This is a genomic window from Lysinibacillus xylanilyticus (assembly GCF_001183605.1).
Classification (GTDB): Bacteria; Bacillota; Bacilli; order Bacillales_A; family Planococcaceae; genus Lysinibacillus; species Lysinibacillus xylanilyticus.
In genome coordinates, this window is the sequence record NZ_LFXJ01000008.1 from 366,341 (window position 1) to 383,933 (window position 17,593).

14 protein-coding genes and 1 other annotated feature are annotated in these 17,593 nt (G+C 38.2%); of the genes, 12 read left to right on the forward strand and 2 right to left on the reverse strand.

Translation table 11 applies throughout. The annotated features are described in order from the left end of the window. Positions 1–453 precede the first annotated feature (453 nt). The 4 genes from recJ (at position 454) to ACZ11_RS26395 (ending at position 4,128) form a co-directional block, all read left to right on the forward strand. On the forward strand, positions 454–2,772 hold the full coding sequence (gene recJ, locus ACZ11_RS16875) for a single-stranded-DNA-specific exonuclease RecJ (RefSeq protein WP_049667689.1): 2,319 nt from the start codon (positions 454–456) through the stop codon (positions 2,770–2,772). Positions 2,773–2,805: 33 nt separating this feature from the next. Beyond that, positions 2,806–3,318, forward strand: coding sequence for an adenine phosphoribosyltransferase (locus ACZ11_RS16880; RefSeq protein WP_049667690.1), 513 nt, complete (start codon positions 2,806–2,808; stop codon positions 3,316–3,318). 430 nt (positions 3,319–3,748) lie between these two features. Continuing rightward, positions 3,749–3,976, forward strand: coding sequence for a hypothetical protein (locus tag ACZ11_RS16885; RefSeq protein ID WP_049667691.1), 228 nt, complete (start codon positions 3,749–3,751; stop codon positions 3,974–3,976). Further along, a complete protein-coding gene (locus tag ACZ11_RS26395) occupies positions 3,964–4,128 on the forward strand; it encodes a hypothetical protein (protein ID WP_161804476.1) in 165 nt (54 codons plus the stop codon). The genes ACZ11_RS16885 and ACZ11_RS26395 overlap by 13 nt, the downstream gene beginning before the upstream one ends. 56 nt (positions 4,129–4,184) lie before the next feature. Here the strand turns inward: ACZ11_RS26395 and ACZ11_RS16890 are convergent, their stop codons facing one another. Then, complete coding sequence (locus ACZ11_RS16890; RefSeq protein ID WP_049667692.1) at positions 4,185–4,631, reverse strand: MarR family winged helix-turn-helix transcriptional regulator; 447 nt, start codon at positions 4,629–4,631, stop codon at positions 4,185–4,187. Positions 4,632–4,864: 233 nt separating this feature from the next. Here ACZ11_RS16890 and ACZ11_RS16895 point away from each other — a divergent pair, with 233 nt between their 5' ends. From ACZ11_RS16895 to ACZ11_RS16920, 6 genes are all read left to right on the forward strand, one after another. Then, positions 4,865–6,121, forward strand: coding sequence for an MFS transporter (locus ACZ11_RS16895; protein ID WP_049667693.1), 1,257 nt, complete (start codon positions 4,865–4,867; stop codon positions 6,119–6,121). 474 nt (positions 6,122–6,595) lie between these two features. Then, complete coding sequence (locus ACZ11_RS16900; RefSeq protein WP_049667694.1) at positions 6,596–7,687, forward strand: carbohydrate kinase; 1,092 nt, start codon at positions 6,596–6,598, stop codon at positions 7,685–7,687. Between the two features lie 2 nt (positions 7,688–7,689). Beyond that, positions 7,690–8,604 carry a pseudouridine-5'-phosphate glycosidase gene (locus tag ACZ11_RS16905; RefSeq protein ID WP_049667695.1) on the forward strand — a complete coding sequence of 305 codons (915 nt, stop codon included), beginning with the start codon at positions 7,690–7,692 and terminating at the stop codon, positions 8,602–8,604. Between the two features lie 210 nt (positions 8,605–8,814). Continuing rightward, positions 8,815–11,010: a RelA/SpoT family protein gene (locus ACZ11_RS16910; protein WP_049667696.1), complete on the forward strand. Its 2,196-nt coding sequence runs from the start codon at positions 8,815–8,817 to the stop codon at positions 11,008–11,010. Between the two features lie 85 nt (positions 11,011–11,095). Then, positions 11,096–11,536, forward strand: a complete 441-nt coding sequence (gene dtd, locus ACZ11_RS16915; RefSeq protein WP_049667697.1) for a D-aminoacyl-tRNA deacylase — start codon at positions 11,096–11,098, stop codon at positions 11,534–11,536. 72 nt (positions 11,537–11,608) lie between these two features. Further along, complete coding sequence (locus tag ACZ11_RS16920) at positions 11,609–11,824, forward strand: DUF2642 domain-containing protein (RefSeq protein WP_049667698.1); 216 nt, start codon at positions 11,609–11,611, stop codon at positions 11,822–11,824. Between the two features lie 308 nt (positions 11,825–12,132). Here ACZ11_RS16920 and ACZ11_RS16925 read toward each other — a convergent pair whose 3' ends face one another. Beyond that, positions 12,133–13,719: an SH3 domain-containing protein gene (locus ACZ11_RS16925; protein ID WP_049667699.1), complete on the reverse strand. Its 1,587-nt coding sequence runs from the start codon at positions 13,717–13,719 to the stop codon at positions 12,133–12,135. A 162-nt stretch (positions 13,720–13,881) separates the two neighbouring features. After that, positions 13,882–14,123 (forward strand) — a binding site (T-box leader). A 96-nt stretch (positions 14,124–14,219) separates the two neighbouring features. Here ACZ11_RS16925 and hisS point away from each other — a divergent pair. Together hisS and aspS are read left to right on the forward strand one after the other, a co-directional pair. Continuing rightward, a complete protein-coding gene (gene hisS / locus ACZ11_RS16930) occupies positions 14,220–15,485 on the forward strand; it encodes a histidine--tRNA ligase (protein ID WP_049667700.1) in 1,266 nt (421 codons plus the stop codon). Between the two features lie 262 nt (positions 15,486–15,747). Beyond that, positions 15,748–17,517, forward strand: a complete 1,770-nt coding sequence (aspS, locus tag ACZ11_RS16935; RefSeq protein ID WP_049667701.1) for an aspartate--tRNA ligase — start codon at positions 15,748–15,750, stop codon at positions 17,515–17,517. Positions 17,518–17,593 lie beyond the last annotated feature (76 nt).

Below are 17,593 nucleotides of genomic sequence, written 5' to 3' on the forward strand. Positions count from 1 at the left end.
CCATGCGATAACGGCTAACTGACCTGCATCGGTAAAAACGCCACGTCCTGTGGCATTACCGAAATGACCGACATCGTTTCGGCCCTCTCGCAGGCCTAAGCACAAAGCCGATTCCGGACGCAATTATGCCGAGGCATAATTGATAAGGTGTGTTTCAGAAGTCTACTCTTTAACGGAGTAGGCTTTTTTCTTTTGAGACTGATATCCAAGGCTTTGACGGTTCTATCCGCGACTACGGCTGTACTATCCATGACTCTGACCGTTCTAACCACGACTTCGGCTCTTCTATCCGTTACGTTGATCTCTTTCCGTCACTTGGCCGGTTCTATCCTTCGGGTAGTTAGAAAAACATAAGGATTGAATTGACGATCTGATGGATAAAACTATCATTCTGTCAAATAGTGCGGATAGGCTAGATTTTCTGTATAATAGCCTACGTAAGGAAGTGAAAAGATGATCCTATCGAAAAAGAGATGGCAGGTAGAGCGCCCAGACGCTAAGCTTGTCCAAACATTACAAAATGACCTACAACTTTCTGCGATTGCAGCGAAAATTTTAGCAGCACGAGGCTGCGAAACAACAGCTGACGCAGAGAGCTTATTAAATATGACAGAAGCAAGTATTCATGACCCGTTTTTAATGCATGGAATGGCAGAAGCTGTAGCGCGTATTGAGCAAGCGCTTGAAAACGGTGAGAAAATCCTTGTATTTGGCGATTACGACGCGGATGGTGTCTCAAGCACGACAGTAATGCTGAATGTGTTGCTTGATCTCGGTGCCGATGTATCGTTTAAAATACCGAATCGTTTTATTCACGGCTATGGACCGAATGAAGAGCTATTTCGTGAAGCACATGAAGAGGGTGTTCAGCTAATTATAACAGTTGATAATGGTATTTCAGGCATGGAACCGATTCGTGTCGCAAAGGAACTAGGTATGGATGTTATTGTTACAGATCACCATGAACCAGGCGATGAATTACCACCTGCAGATATTATTTTACATCCTCGTATCCCAGAAGGACATTATCCATTTGGCGAGCTTGCAGGCGTGGGTGTAGCCTTTAAGTTAGCACATGCTCTATATGGAGAACTACCAACGCATTTAATTGAATATGTCGCTGTTGGAACAGTAGCGGATTTAGTACCTTTAGTTGATGAAAACCGCTACTTAGTAAAACGAGGTATAGAAGAAATGCGCCGTTCACTCAGCCCTTGGGTACAAGCAATGTGTGAAGTGGCCAGTGCAGAGCAAGCTAAAATTAACGAAGAAACAATCGGTTTTTACTTTGGGCCGCGCTTAAATGCAGTTGGCCGTCTAGGAGAAGCGGCGCCAGGTGTAGAGCTATTAATGGCTGAAGATAATGCTAAGGCAATAGCATTAGCGAAGCAGCTTAATGCGTGTAATAGCGAACGCAAAGATATTGTAAAGAGTATTACAGATGAGGCAATTGCTCTCATTGAATCAGATAAAAAGGTCGGAGAGTCACTCGTTTTAGTTATTGCTGGAGAAGGCTGGAATGCTGGAGTAGTAGGAATTGTTGCATCTCGTCTTGTAGAGCTTTATTATCGTCCAACAATTGTACTTTCATTAGACCATGAAAAAGGAACAGCTAAAGGCTCAGCTCGTAGTATTGAAGGCTTCCATTTGTATAATGAATTAGCGAAGAATCGAGATATATTACCCCATTTTGGTGGGCATCCTATGGCAGCGGGGATGACATTACCCATTGAGCATGTGGATGAATTAAGATCACGCTTAGATGCTCAAGCAAAAGCATGTTTATCAGAAGAACAATTGACACCTGTACTCAATATTGATATACCACTAAAAATGGATGAAATTTCAGCAGATGCCATTGAGGAAATTTCTACGCTTGGTCCGTATGGTACAGATTTTCGGAAGCCGGTTTATGTGCTTGAAGATGTAGAGATAGCATCCATGCGGAAAATTGGAGCAGCAGAAAATCATATAAAAATGGAATTGACGGATGGCTATGAAAAATTGGATAGTGTCGGATTCAATAAAGGACATTTACACGACGAGTTAACATATGGAATAAAAGTATCATTTACAGGGGATTTACAAATTAACGAATGGCAAGGACGTAAAAAAGCACAATTTATGATAGAGGATGTCCAAACGACTGAATGGCAATTATTTGATATTCGTGGTATTCGCCAAACATCCCGCTGGTTAAATACGGTTCCAAAAGAAGAGGCAACATTTATAGCCTTCCGTTCAGAGTCGATTACCTATTACCAGTCACTAATTGGTGTACCAATCCTAGCAGTGGATCCTACACTTTCAAATGTAGAACAAAGCAATTATATCGTGCTTCTGGATTTGCCACAAAATGTTCAAATGTTAGAAAATGTCTTGCGAAAAACAGCGCCTTCCCGTATATATGCACATTTTTACATGCCTGATTCTCAGTACTTCAATGGATTGCCTACACGTGAGCAATTCTCTTGGTATTATAAGTTCTTAAAAAATCGTCCTGCTTTTCCATTAAATATGCATTTGGCTGAATTAGCTAAGCATACAGGTTGGCCATTAGATGCATTAAAATTTATGACACAGGTGTTTTTTGAGCTTGATTTTGTTAAAATGGAGAGTGGACTGACGACTGTCAACGTGAATGCACCAAAACAGGCACTTACAGAGGCACCGTCTTACAAACAGCGTTCAGAACAGATTGAAATGGAGCAGAAGCTAGTATATGCCCCTTATATAGAATTAAAACAATGGTTTGATGAACGATTAAATTAATATACGAATAAGTTTCGTAGGAGGAACAATAACATGGATTTAAAGCAATACGTAACAACGGTTGAAAACTGGCCGAAAGAGGGCATTAGCTTCAAAGATATTACAACAATTATGGATAACGGTGCTGCATATAAATATGCAACAGATCAAATCGTAAGTTACGCAAAAGAATTAGGTGCAGAAATTGTGGTAGGTCCTGAGGCTCGTGGCTTCATTATCGGATGTCCAGTTGCTTATGCACTTGAAATTGGTTTTGCGCCTGTTCGTAAGCCAGGAAAATTACCACGTGAAGTGATAAGTGCTGACTACGGTCTTGAGTACGGTAAAGATACGCTAACAATGCACAAAGATGCAATTAAACCAGGTCAAAAAGTATTAATCTGTGATGATTTACTTGCGACAGGTGGTACAGTTGAAGCGACTGTACGTTTAATTGAAGAATTAGGTGGTCAAGTTGTTGGCTGTGCATTCCTTATCGAGTTAACAGAGCTAAACGGACGTGCAAAACTTGGCGACATTAACATAAAAACACTTATTGAATATTAATAACTATTGGATACTTGCTAAACGAATTAGTTGATTGTAGTGGAGATTGAACACCTCACAGGAAAGTGCTCAGATGGAACAGAAATCAACCCTTCGTTTTCAGGAGAGCCATAATTTATTTAATATGGCACCTTAAAATCATCGGCATAACGTACTTCAATAATATGAAAACGTCACATTTTTGTGGCGTTTTTTTATTTATATATAGATTAATCGATATAGTAAGGTATTAGTAACAATTTAAATTCTAAAGTAAGGGAGAGTTAGCTTTGTCATATTATGTAATTGATGCTTTTACAGAGATAAAATTTGGCGGTAATCCAGCAGGTGTTCAGAATGAACCCCTTTTGCTGCGGCTACGTTAGCACTTCGCTTTCGCGCAAAAAACACCTGTTGGCCCAAGCGGCTCATCGGACGCCCCCAGGAAGCTTTGCTCTGCGCGAAAGCGAAGCGACAGCAACAAATGTTTTTTGTAGCGAAAGCGAAGCGTCAGCGACAAATGTTTTCTGTAGCGAAAGCAAAGCGACAGCAACAAATGTTTTATCTGTGCGAAAGCGAAGCGACAGCAACAAATGTTTTCTGTAGCGAAAGCAAAGCGACAGCAACAAATGTTTTATCTGTGCGAAAGCGAAGCGACAGCAACAAATGTTTTCTGTAGCGAAAGCAAAGCGACAGCAACAAATGTTTTATCTGTGCGAAAGCGAAGCGACAGCAACAAAGCGCTCAGTCGGAACGGAAATCAACTCTCGTTTTGCCGAAGAGCCATACTTACTTAATTTCATTGGCATAAAAACTCTAGAACAACTTTAAGAATCCATTTTGATCAATCATTTTCAAAATGGATTCTTTTGTTTAGGTCCGTTTATTTATTCTTCTTCATAAGATTGAATTATTTTTTGCATAGTTTTCAATGTTTCATAAAAATCATTGTATTTTTCTAAGCCAATATCATTGATAATTTTTTCTTGAATATCTTGCCAAATTGGAGCAGCCTCATTTAATTTTTCAGCCCCTTTTTCAGTTAGTGTAATGACCTTTGTTCGAGCATCTTGCGGATCTCTATTTAAATCCACATAGCCATTTTGCTTTAACAAGTTAATATTGCGTGTAATAGTTGTTTGATCGAGCAGCAAAATTTCTCCTAGTCGACTTATGGAAACTGATTGTTGATGATCGATATTTGCTAGCATTGAGTATTGTGTAACTTTTAAGCCAGTGGGCTGTAGTAATTTATCATACAATTGTGTCACGACTCGTGTTTTTTTACGAAGGTTTGCACATACACATATTTGTGTGTAATCTATATTCTTCATTGCTCCGTACTCCTTTTCGAGTTGGTTCAATATTATAGTAGCCTTATTGATTTATTTTGTTAAGGTGGAAAATGTTTCTTGACAGTAATAAAAGCGATTACTAAGATTATATATGTATATACATGTTTTTGAAAGGGATTTACTCCAGTGATGTATGCATATACATATATTGAGCTGTAATCTTTTTCATTAAAGAGTATTTAAAAAATCAATTAAGAAATGAAGGTGTTCAGATGAAGCGTATTCATTATAGCTGGTTTATTTTAGTCGTAACCTTTTTCTCAATTATTGTTGCAGGGATTACAATGTCATCATCAGGGGTATTTATAGACTCCTTTGAAAAAGAATTTAATTGGGATCGATCTTTAATAGCTTTAGCTTTTGCAGTGAGTCTATTTTTATATGGTTTTTCAGGTCCATTTATGGCGGCATTACTAGAAGTAGTTGGTTTAAAGAAAATGATGCTTGGAGCGATGGCTACATTATTCATAGGCATGATGCTTACGCTTTTTATGACACAATCATGGCAATTAATCATTATATGGGGTTGTATTATTGGCTTAGGAGCAAGTCTCTTTTTAACGGTGTTAAGTCCTTATGTAGCCAATCATTGGTTTGTGAAAAGTAGAGGGTTGGCAGTAGGGATTTTAACGGCAAGTACTGCAACAGGGCAGTTAATTCTCCTTCCTATATTGGCAATTATTATTGAGCATTATTCTTGGCGATGGGCGATTGGATTAATTCTCATTTTAAGTATGGTTATGTTCATCACTATTTCTATATTTATTAAAAATAAACCACAGGATATTGGAATTCTTCCTTATGGAATGGAAGAAAATCTAGAAATGCAACAGGAGAATCATAAGAAAAATCCGATTAGTATTGCGTTTAATGGTTTATTTGAAGCTATAAAGAAGAAAGAGTTTTGGTTATTAGCGGGAAGTTTTTTCATTTGTGGACTTTCAACTAGTGGGTTAGTTGGTACTCATTTTGTTTCTTATTGTATTAGCTTTGGTATCCCTTTAGTAACCGCTGCATCCTTCCTTTCTTTTATGGGAGTGTTTAATCTCGTAGGCACTACTTTATCAGGGTGGCTGTCTGACCGTTTTGATAATCGATGGTTATTGTTTTGGTATTACCTTTTAAGAGGAACGTCTCTGATTTTACTCCCGTATGCATTAATGCAAGGGTCGCTCACTTTACTGACAATCTTTACAATTTTTTATGGATTAGATTGGATTGCAACAGTGCCTCCAACGATAAGTATTTCTAGACAAATTTTTGGAACAAATAAAAGTGGCATTATTTATGGGTGGATTTTCGCATCACATCAAGCAGGGGCAGCAGTTGCAGCTTATGGTGGTGGCCTTATCTATAAGTTTTTCAATTCATATACTTGGGCCTTTTTCCTTGCAGGGATGTTCTGTGCATTGGCAAGTTTATTTGTTATCATCGTGAAAAAACAAACACCTCATCATGCCAATACTTGATAATAGGCTACTCGATTTTCCTTTGGGCGCAATTCTAGCTTTCGTCGGTTCTCGAAATTTTATTAGCGATCGGCATTTTGCAGTATCGAGCCGTTCCTCCGATTTGTTTCCGTTGTCGCTTCGCTTTCGCACAAAAAACATTTGTTGCTGGAGTTTCATTTTATGAAGATAAATTAGAGTGACATGCCAGAAAATGCATATAAGTGAAATGGTTGATTGGAGTGAAGGCTGGGCGACTCCTTGGGGATTAGCGACAGCAACAACAAAGCGCCCAGCCGGAATGGAAATCAACCCCACGTTATGCTGAAAAGCCATACTTTATTTAGTAAAGCATCAAATTTCATTGAAGCAATAGTTATAACAACATGTAGTTGAAGCCAATATTATATCGGCTTCAACTTTTTCTTTAAAAATTTTTTGACATCAATCAAACAAAAGTTTATAATGTAAACAAATATAATAAAAGGTGATGCTATGAATGAAAGAGAACAGGCGGTCCTTGCATTAATTCGCCAGAATCCGTTTATGTCTCAACAAGAGATGGCCGATAAAATGAATCTGTCTCGACCAGTCCTTGCTAATTTAGTGTCGAGCTTAACGAAACAGGGGAAAATTGTAGGTCGTGCGTATATTTTGCCTGAGGAAAATGAAATTATTTGTATCGGTGGAGCTAATCTTGACCGAAAATTTCATGTGAAGGGGAATGTCCAGTTCGGTACATCCAATCCTGCAAGCTCTTCATTTAGTGTAGGTGGTGTTGGACGAAACATTGCTGAAAACTTAGGCAGATTAAATCATCAAGTAACATTGCTGACTACTGCCGGCAAAGATGCTGATTGGCATGTTATCCAAGAAGCTTCTGAGCCATTTATGAATTTACGTTATGTAGAGCAGCTACCTGACGCTTCGACTGGTTCCTATACTGCGGTTATGGATGAGCAGGGCGAGCTAGCATTAGCGGTAGCAAATATGGAAGTATATGATCTTTTATTGCCAAGTTTGCTAAAAAAACATGAGGCAATGCTGATGAATGCGGGCTGCTTTATTATGGACTTAAACTGTCCAAAGGAAACAGTGGCTTACATACAGCAGGTTGCAATTGCCCGTGACATTCCTTTTGTCATCGTACCGGTATCTTCACCAAAAATGAATCGATTACCCGATACGTTGCAAGGTGTAACATGGTTTATTTGTAACACAGATGAAGCAGAGACGATTGTTGGTCACAAAATCGAAAACTCTGCGCATTATGAAAAGGCTTTACAGCAACTTCTTAAATTAGGTGCTGAACAGGTAATTATTACTGCGGGTAGCAAGGGTGTGTATGCAGCTTCCACAACAACGAAGCCAAGTCATTACGCAGCTAAAGCTATAGAAAAAATTGAAGATGTAACAGGTGCAGGAGACGCCTTTGTCAGTGCTGTAATACATAGCTGGCTTACTGGGCAATCCTTTGCAACATGTATTGATGCAGGCTTAACGAATGCCAAAAATACACTTGCATCCCCATATACAGTAAGACCTGAGCTATCAGTTGATTTGTTAAACAGTGAAATGGAGGAATAAACATGAAAGAATTCATCGTATTATCAGAAGAAGTAAAAGCAGGACAAGCGAAAGGCTTACCAATCGTAGCATTAGAATCAACAATCATTTCTCACGGAATGCCATATCCACAAAATGTACAAACAGCACGTGAAGTAGAACAAATTATTCGTGATAATGGTGCAGTACCAGCAACTATTGCATTAATCGATGGTAAAATTAAAATTGGTTTATCAGATGAAGAACTTGAAATGTTCGGTAATGCACAAGGTGTAGCAAAAGCGTCTCGTCGTGACTTAGGCTATCTTTTAGCAACAAAAAAATTAGGAGCGACAACTGTAGCTGCAACAATGATTTGTGCGGAGCTAGCTGATATTGAAATTTTTGTAACTGGCGGTATCGGTGGCGTACACCGTGGTGCTGAAACAACAATGGATATTTCAGCAGATTTAGAAGAATTAGCTCAAACAAATGTTGCTGTAATTTGTGCGGGTGCTAAGTCAATTTTAGATATTGGTTTAACTTTAGAATATCTTGAAACAAAAGGTGTACCAGTTGTTGGATATGGTACAGATGAGCTACCAGCATTCTATACACGTCAAAGCGGTTTTGATGTTAACTTCAAGATTGATACTCCAGAGGAAGTGGCAGAAATGCTACGTGCAAAATGGCAATTGGGCTTAAAAGGTGGAGCTGTCATCGCTAACCCAATCCCAGAGTCTGAAGCGCTTGAGAATTCATTCATTACTGAAATCATTGAAAAAGCTTTAGTAGAAGCAGAAGAAAACGGTATTCAAGGTAAAAACGTGACACCATTCTTACTTGGAAAAGTTAAAGAATTAACAGAAGGTAAAAGCCTTGATGCCAATATTGCATTAGTGAAAAATAATGCAGTAGTTGGGTCAAAAATTGCTGTAGCGTATAATAAATTAAGCTAAACAACTATAAATATAGATAGAGACCCTTTGCGAATATTTCATTCGCAAAGGGTCTTTTTATTCATTACCATGAATATTTTTTCCATTTTTCACATTGTTCACGAGAATAACTAAACAAAATGACACAGTTACTTTACAATAGCCCATAATATTTTATACAATTAAGTTTATATCTAATCTGAAAAATTTGACGAGCAAGGTGGACATGTTATGGCGAAAGAGCAAATTTTGACTCCCGAGGACGTTTTTGAGTTAGTCAAATCCTACATGAATGATGAAAATGTCGCATTCGTGAAAAAAGCATATGAATTAGCAAGGGATGCCCATATTGAGCAATTCCGAAGCTCGGGTGAACCGTATATTATTCACCCTGTGCAAGTAGCTGGTATTTTAGCCGAATTACAAATGGATCCTGAAACAGTTGCGGCTGGTTTTTTACATGATGTTGTCGAGGATACAGATTTTACGCGTGACGATTTGGTTCGTGAATTCGGCGAAGAGGTTGCGATACTTGTAGACGGTGTAACAAAGCTAGGGAAAATTAAATATTTATCTAAAGAAGCGCAACAAGCAGAAAACCATCGAAAAATGTTTGTAGCTATGGCGCAGGATATTCGTGTCATTTTAATTAAACTGGCAGACCGCCTACATAATATGCGCACGTTAAAGCATTTACCAGCAGAAAAACAACGCCGTATTTCTAAAGAAACGCTTGAAATTTTTGCACCACTTGCGCATCGTCTTGGGATTTCGACTGTTAAATGGGAGCTTGAGGATACAGCACTTCGTTATTTAAATCCACAGCAATATTATCGCATTGTCAGTCTTATGAAGAAAAAACGTGATGAGCGTGAGGCATATTTAGACAATGTAATGGCTGAGATGAAGTCACAGCTTACAGATGTTGAAATTGAAGCGGATGTTTATGGTCGCCCAAAACATATTTACAGTATTTATCGTAAGATGGTGTTACAAAAGAAACAGTTCAATGAGATTTATGATTTATTAGCCATTCGTGTACTTGTCGATAGTATTAAAGATTGCTATGCCGTACTTGGGATTGTGCATACATTATGGAAGCCAATGCCTGGACGCTTTAAAGATTATATTGCGATGCCAAAACAAAACCTATATCAATCACTGCATACAACAGTAATTGGTCCTTATGGTGACCCATTAGAAGTTCAAATTCGTACGAAGGAAATGCATAAAATTGCCGAGTACGGGATTGCTGCGCATTGGGCGTATAAGGAAGGTAAAAAAGTTGATAATGAAAAACAAAATGTCGACCAAAAATTAACGTGGTTCCGAGAAATTTTAGAGTTCCAAAACGAATCTTCTAATGCTGAAGAATTTATGGAATCGTTAAAATTTGATTTGTTTTCTGATATGGTTTATGTATTTACTCCAGAAGGAGATGTCATTGAATTACCAGCAGGCTCTGTACCTATCGACTTCGCATACCGTGTGCATTCAGAAGTTGGGAATCGTACAATTGGCGCGAAAATCAATGGTAAAATGGTACCACTTGATACACCGTTGAAAACGGGAGATATTATTGAAATTTTAACTTCTAAGCAATCATTTGGTCCGAGTCGTGATTGGTTGAAAATAGCCCAATCCTCACAGGCGAAAAATAAAATAAAGCAATTTTTCAAACGTCATCTTCGTGAAGAAAATATCATCAAAGGTAAAGAGATGATAGAAAAGGAAATCCGTGCACAAGGTTTTGAGATAAAAGAAACAATGTCAGCGGAAAATTTGAAGCGTGTATGTGAAAAATTCAATTATACAAATGAAGAAGATTTATATGCAGCTGTAGGCATGAATGGAATTACAGCTCAACAAGTTGTTAATCGTTTAGCGGAAAAACGTCGCAAAGAGCGTGAACAGGAAGAAGCTCTTGAGAAAATTGAACAAAAAATGAAAAACCCTATTCCACAAAAACGTACAGAATCGGGTGTTATCGTAAAAGATATCGACAATATGCTTATTCGACTTTCACGTTGTTGTACGCCAGTTCCTGGAGATGAAATTGTAGGCTTCATTACGAAAGGAAGAGGTGTTTCAGTGCACCGTGCAGACTGTCCAAATATTCAAGTTGATGATGAGCAGGAGCGTTTAATAGAAGTTGAATGGGAACACGGACTTACTCCAGAGAAAAAAGAATACCCTGTTGATATTGAAGTTTCAGCCTTCGATAGACCAGGAATTTTAAATGAAATCATGCAAATTGTTAGCGAAACAAAAACGAATATTTTAGCAGTGAGTGGTCGTGCAGATCGTGATAAAATGGCAACGATTCATTTAACGATTTCGATTTCAAATATTTCGCATTTGCATAAAGTGGTGGAACGTATTAAGCAAACACCTGATATATATTCAGTGCAACGTGTTATTAACTAATTGGAATGGTTGGACAGTAGCAACTTTATTTGTATTGAAAGTGGATCTTCTGGTGCATTCAAAGTGAGAATTGAGGTTTTAAAGAATGAAAGTAGTTTTACAACGTAGTAAAGCAGCCTCTGTTACTGTTGACGGAAAAGTAACGGGAGCTATTGATAGCGGTTATGTTCTTCTGGTTGGTATTACACATGGGGACACACAAGAGGATGTAGAATATTTAGCGAAAAAAGTAGCGAATCTCCGCCTTTGGGAAGATGCTGACGGAAAAATGAATCATTCCATTTTAGAAAATGGAGGGGCTATTCTATCTGTCTCACAATTTACATTGTATGGGGATGCCAAAAAAGGGAATCGTCCAAGTTTTACAAGTGCAGCAAGACCTGAGGTTGCGGAACCGTTATGGGAGGCATTTAATAATTCCTTGCGTGAACACGGTTTACATGTGGAAACAGGAATATTTGGCGCGATGATGGATGTTGCACTTATAAATGATGGCCCTATTACAATCCTTCTTGAGTCTAAATAAATGGTACATTTCCTATGATTCCTTCATACATTAAATAGTATGGTTAGTTTTGTAGGAAGGAAGTGTATTAATATGACGCAGGTAGGAAGCATATCAAATCCATATTTATACGAAACTCTTAACATGATGATTGGTCAGGCAATTGTAGTGCAAACTAAGAAAAATATTCAGCAAGGAAAATTAATCTCTGTATTAGCTGATGATATTGTTTTAGAGGTTAGCCGTACGCCATTTTTCTTTAGTATGAAGGAAATTGTATGGGTTACTTTAGCAACCATGAAAAAATAAACGCATAAAGGACCTATACTCTCGTATAATTGGAGATCTTTTACGTTTTAGCGTGTGTAAAACAGCGATTACTGAAATCTAAGACCTGTTTGTATGAACATGTACTGTTTGCAACACAGACAGCAAACATCGTAACTTTCTATCTACTTATGACTACTATAACAAAAGAGTCATTTAAAACAGTCTTATAATTGATTGATAATAATAAAAAAGCTGCAAGGGAAGTATAATGCTTCCTTTGCAGCTTATTTATTTATCTCGATTGAAAAGACTATTAAGAAGTGGGGATGAAGAAAGTCCCGACTTCTTTATTGATTTTCATTAAAGTAATTTAAAATGCCTTGGTAGATGCCGAGCGTGGCTTGTTCTCGGAATTTAGCGGTTGTAATCACACGTTCCTCACTACCATTACTTAAGTAGCCTAGCTCAATGAGGGCAGCTTGTTGGCGATTTTCTCGTAGCACTAAATAATTTCCTTGTTGAGTACCACGATTCTTAAGATCGATTTTATTTGAAAGTCCATTATTTATTGCGTCTGCAAGACCTTGTTGATTACTGTTCATATAATATGAGGTAAAGCCATTAACGGAGCTATCCTCTGTTGCATCATAATGAATACTAATAAAAGCATCTGCTTCATACTGGTGCGCAATTGATACGCGTTTACGGAGTGCAACATATTCATCTGATTCTCTTGTCATGACAACATTTGCTCCAGCAGCACTCAACTTTGAAGCAAGAAGAGATGCTGTTTTCAATGTAATTTCCTTCTCCTCTGTTCCACGTTGTCCGGTAGTGCCGTGATCATTTCCACCATGTCCAGCATCTACGACAATAGTTAGCCCATTTAAAGTGCCTTTCTTGCGTGGTTTAGAGTTATCTTTTTTTATAGCAGTAGTGGCTTTGCTCGACGAAGTAGTAGTAACGACCCAGTTCGCCACAAATGCAGTTTTGTCATCTACTTGAATTTCATAAAAATCATTTTTTGCGCCTACAATAGGGTAGGTTTCACCAGCATCAACACGTGCAACAACATCAGCAACTGTTGTTGCATCTGTCCGTAGGTTTGTCCCGTTATAAATGATTGTGACAGATTCAAGCTCTGAGGAAGAAGAAGCAGATTTTGATGTCGTTTTTTCTATATTTGAAAAAGTACCATAAAAGCTATAAACCCAACCTGCTTTATTATCGTTATATTGAATTTGTACCCAGTTATGTTCTTGAGCCAGCACTTTAAAGGCTTGTCCATTTGAAATTGTTCCTATTTTTTTAGCATTTAAGTCGGGCGTTTGGCGCACATTAAGTGCATCCACTAAAACTGTAAATGTAGTATCTTTGTTAATTTTTTTTGTAGATACTTCAACTTTAGGTTCATCAGCCTCGGCCTTTACCTTTTTTTCAGGTAGGTCATTGATTGTAACATAGTCAGTAGAAACCCATCCTACTAGTCCGTTCCAATCTATTTTTGCCCATTCGCCATTTTTTTCAATAAGTTTTGCTTGATTGCCTATTGATAATTGTCCAAGAACTGCCGAAGATATGTCAGGCTCAGTACGAATATTTAGACGATCGACTTGTGAAATCAACGTTTTATCAATCGTTTGTTTATCGTTAATTGAGGCTGTTAGCCAAGATGCTACCCAACCTTCATTATCGCCTGCTTTTACTTGGATCCAATCGCCCTCACGACTAATAGAAGTTAGCTGATCACCCTCATCTAATGTCGTAATAATTGGATAAGACAGTCCAGGTCCCTCACGTAAATGAAGAATCGTTCCAGTTACTTTTAAATCACTGGTGTCGGCTAGTGCTCTTTGAACATTATTCATATTTGGAATCGCAATCATTAGCACTAGTATGTAGATGATACTAATATTTAAAAGTTTTGTCCTCATCAGATTCCTCCTATCTTGTCCTATTTTACCATGCTTTAGTAATAGAATTCGTGGGAAAAAGGTAATGGAATTTGTTATTTTCAAGAATGTATTGTTAAAAAAACAAAAACAGTTGACATTGCCTTTTGTTGTGACTAACATAAAGGGTAATCAAAAAATGATTAATCGCTTATGACCAAGCAAGTAGCATATACCTCTATTGGAGAAGAGAGGGAAAGACCTAGGCTGAAATCTTTCCTACAAAAAAGTATATTGTGAACAACACTTGAGAGGCTTTTTTCTGAAAAGTAATGCTTAGTAGGAAAAAACGGAATCGGCCGTTATCCGATTAGGAGGAGGACGCATGAATTTGATGCGTCAACTAGGGTGGAACCGCGGAAGCTTGTACAGCTCTCGTCCCTTGCAATACGCAAGGAGGCGAGGGCTTTTTTTGTGGACAAAAAATGAGAGAAGTCCAGAAGACAGCTTGCTCATAAGCAATTTATAAAGGAGGTTTTTCTATGAGTTTTAAAGTGCCACGAGGGACACAAGATATTTTGCCTGGCCAATCAGAAAAATGGCAAAAGGTAGAAGCGGTTATCCGTGATATCTGTCGTGTCTATCGCTACAATGAAATTCGCACACCAATTTTTGAGCAAACAGATTTATTTGCACGTGGTGTCGGTGAAACAACGGATGTTGTTCAAAAGGAAATGTATACATTTGAAGATCGCGGTGGCCGTTCGTTAACATTGCGTCCGGAGAATACAGCTGGAGTAGTTCGTGCATATGTTGAACATAAAATGTTTGGTGCACCTGACCAACCAGTAAAACTTTCATATTTAGGACCAATGTTCCGTTATGAACGTCAGCAAGCAGGACGCTACCGTCAATTTGTTCAATTTGGAGTAGAAGCTATTGGTTCAGCTGATCCAGCTATTGATGCAGAAGTTATTGCACTAGCAATGGATGTCTATGAATCAGCAGGTTTACAGGATTTAAAATTAGTCATTAATTCACTTGGCGATAAAGAAACACGTGATACACACCGTACAGCACTGTTACAACACTTCGAACCACATATTCATGAGTTTTGTTCGGATTGCCAAAATCGTTTGCAAAAAAATCCACTGCGCGTTTTAGATTGTAAGGTGGACCGCGAGCACCCATTAATGAAATCTGCACCTGCATTAACTGATTTCCTAACAAAGGAGTCAGCGGCATATTTCGCTCAAGTTAAAACGTATTTAGATACACTGGGAATTTCGTATGAGGTTGATCCAAATCTTGTAAGAGGTCTTGATTATTACAATCATACGACTTTTGAAATTATGTCAACGGCTTCTGGCTTTGGAGCAATTACTACACTTTGTGGTGGAGGTCGCTATAATGGCCTTGTGCAAGAAATTGGTGGACCGGATGTACCAGGTATCGGTTTCGCATTAAGTATTGAGCGTTTGTTGCTTGCGCTTGAAGCTGAGGGTGTTGAATTAGACACAGCATCAGGACTCGATGTCTATATGATTGCTATGGGCGAAGAAGCAAAGCTAAAAACGGTAGAATTAACAAGTACCTTCCGTGCTAAGGGCATTTCTGCGGAGATGGATTATTTAGATCGCAAAATGAAAGCTCAAATGAAATCGGCAGACCGTTTAGGTGCGAAATATACGATTGTTTTAGGCGAAACAGAGCTTGAAGAACAAGTAGCTACTGTTAAACATATGGAATCAGGTGAACAACAAAAAGTAGCGTTCTCAGAATTAGTGAACTACCTATTAAAACAATAAACGAATACAAACTAAACAGATATCATTTATATATCAATTTAGGATTATCTGTCTAAAGTATTTACGTTATTTTGGACAGATAATTTATCTAACAATGAACTGCTAATTTTCCTTGGCATCCATTCACTACTTAGTAGGAACTGTATGCTACATATGTAAAATAAATAGGTCATCACCGAAAGCTTGGGATGAGAATTGTGAAAACGGAAATCAACCATAAGTAATGGTGATGAGCCAAATAAATTTTGGAGGAATTAAATAAATGGCAACAAGAACACATGCTAGTAATGAACTTTCAGAAGCATTAAAAGGCGAAAAAGTCGTATTAAAAGGTTGGGTACAACGTCGTCGCGACCTAGGTGGTTTAATTTTCATTGATTTACGTGACCGTACTGGGATCACACAGGTAGTGTTTAGCCCTGATGTAGCAGAAGCACATGCTTTAGCCGATAAAGTGCGTAGTGAGTACGTAATCGAAGTGGAAGGGACAGTTATTCTTCGTGCAGAAGATCAAATCAACCCAAATGTACCAAACGGTAAAATTGAGGTAGAAGCAACAAAATTAGTCGTTATTAATACGGCAAAAACAACACCATTCCAAATCGAAGATCGCACTGACGTATCAGAAGATTTACGTTTAAAATATCGTTATCTTGACCTGCGTCGTTCTGTTATGTTTGATACATTCAAAATGCGTTCAGACGTTACTCGTACAATTCGAAACTTTTTACAAAACGAAGGCTTCTTAGAAGTAGAAACGCCAATTTTAACAAAATCATCTCCAGAAGGCGCTCGTGACTATTTAGTACCATCACGTGTTCATGAAGGTGAATTTTATGCATTACCACAATCACCTCAGCTATTTAAGCAATTATTAATGGTGTCTGGTTTCGAAAAATACTTCCAAATTGCACGTTGTTTCCGTGATGAAGACTTACGTGCTGACCGTCAACCAGAGTTTACACAAGTTGATATTGAAACAAGCTTTTTAACGCAAGAAGAGATTATTGAAATGAACGAACGCTTAATCCAAGCAGTTATGAAAGATGTAAAAGGCATTGATATTCCAGCTCCGTTCCAACGTATGAAATATCAAGAAGCTATGGATCGTTACGGTTCAGATAAACCTGACGTACGTTTCGGCTTAGAGCTAGTTGCTTTAAATGATATCTTTGATGGCTGTAATTTCAAAGTGTTTGCTGATACAGTAGCACAAGGCAAGCAAGTGAAGAGTATCAACATTAAAGGTGCAGCAGACAAATATTCTCGTAAAGACATGGACGAACTAACAAAGTTCGTTGGCATTTATGGAGCAAAAGGTCTGGCTTGGTTAAAAGTAACGGAAGAAGGCTTAAACGGGCCGATTGCAAAATTCTTTGACGCTGCTTTAGCAGCTGCATTAATCGAACGTATGAAAGCAGAAGTGGGCGATATTTTAGTATTCGTTGCTGATAAAGCATCTGTAGTAGCAGCTTCTCTAGGTGCACTTCGTACGAAATTAGGTCAAGATTTAGGATTAATCGACGAATCAGAATTTGCATTCCTATGGATTACAGATTGGCCATTATTAGAGTACTCTGAAGAAGACGGTCGCTACAAAGCAGCGCACCATCCATTCACACGTCCATTTGACGAAGATATTCCGTTAATGGATACTGATCCTTCTGCTGTCCGAGCACAAGCATACGATATCGTATTAAACGGTTATGAGCTTGGTGGAGGTTCACTACGTATTTATGAACGTGAATTACAAGAAAAAATGTTTAATTTACTTGGTTTCACAGAAGAAGAAGCAAGAGCTCAATTTGGCTACTTATTAGAAGCATTTGAATATGGTGTACCGCCACATGGAGGTCTAGCATTTGGTCTTGACCGCTTCGTAATGTTACTTGCTGGCCGCACTAACTTACGTGACACAATTGCATTCCCGAAAACTGCAAGTGCAAGCTGCTTATTAACAAATGCACCAAGTGAAGTTTCTCTAGAACAATTGGATGAGCTAAATCTAGCAATTAAAACATTTAAAAGATAATTAATACTCCTAAATACCTGGATTCTCTAGCGAAATTTGTTGAGAATCTAGGTATTTTTTGCGTTTTCACAAGAAT

Bases quoted from the DNA above. Each gene is read 5' to 3' on its own strand.
- ACZ11_RS16905 (WP_049667695.1), top strand. From the start codon at position 7,690: ATGAAAGAATTCATCGTATTATCAGAAGAAGTAAAAGCAGGACAAGCG.
- ACZ11_RS16880 (WP_049667690.1), top strand. From the start codon at position 2,806: ATGGATTTAAAGCAATACGTAACAACGGTTGAAAACTGGCCGAAAGAG.
- ACZ11_RS16900 (WP_049667694.1), top strand. From the start codon at position 6,596: ATGAATGAAAGAGAACAGGCGGTCCTTGCATTAATTCGCCAGAATCCG.
- dtd (WP_049667697.1), top strand. From the start codon at position 11,096: ATGAAAGTAGTTTTACAACGTAGTAAAGCAGCCTCTGTTACTGTTGAC.
- recJ (WP_049667689.1), top strand. From the start codon at position 454: ATGATCCTATCGAAAAAGAGATGGCAGGTAGAGCGCCCAGACGCTAAG.
- hisS (WP_049667700.1), top strand. From the start codon at position 14,220: ATGAGTTTTAAAGTGCCACGAGGGACACAAGATATTTTGCCTGGCCAA.
- ACZ11_RS16920 (WP_049667698.1), top strand. From the start codon at position 11,609: ATGACGCAGGTAGGAAGCATATCAAATCCATATTTATACGAAACTCTT.
- ACZ11_RS16890 (WP_049667692.1), bottom strand. From the start codon at position 4,631: ATGAAGAATATAGATTACACACAAATATGTGTATGTGCAAACCTTCGT.
- ACZ11_RS26395 (WP_161804476.1), top strand. From the start codon at position 3,964: ATGTTTTCTGTAGCGAAAGCAAAGCGACAGCAACAAATGTTTTATCTG.
- ACZ11_RS16910 (WP_049667696.1), top strand. From the start codon at position 8,815: ATGGCGAAAGAGCAAATTTTGACTCCCGAGGACGTTTTTGAGTTAGTC.
- ACZ11_RS16895 (WP_049667693.1), top strand. From the start codon at position 4,865: ATGAAGCGTATTCATTATAGCTGGTTTATTTTAGTCGTAACCTTTTTC.
- aspS (WP_049667701.1), top strand. From the start codon at position 15,748: ATGGCAACAAGAACACATGCTAGTAATGAACTTTCAGAAGCATTAAAA.
- ACZ11_RS16925 (WP_049667699.1), bottom strand. From the start codon at position 13,719: ATGAGGACAAAACTTTTAAATATTAGTATCATCTACATACTAGTGCTA.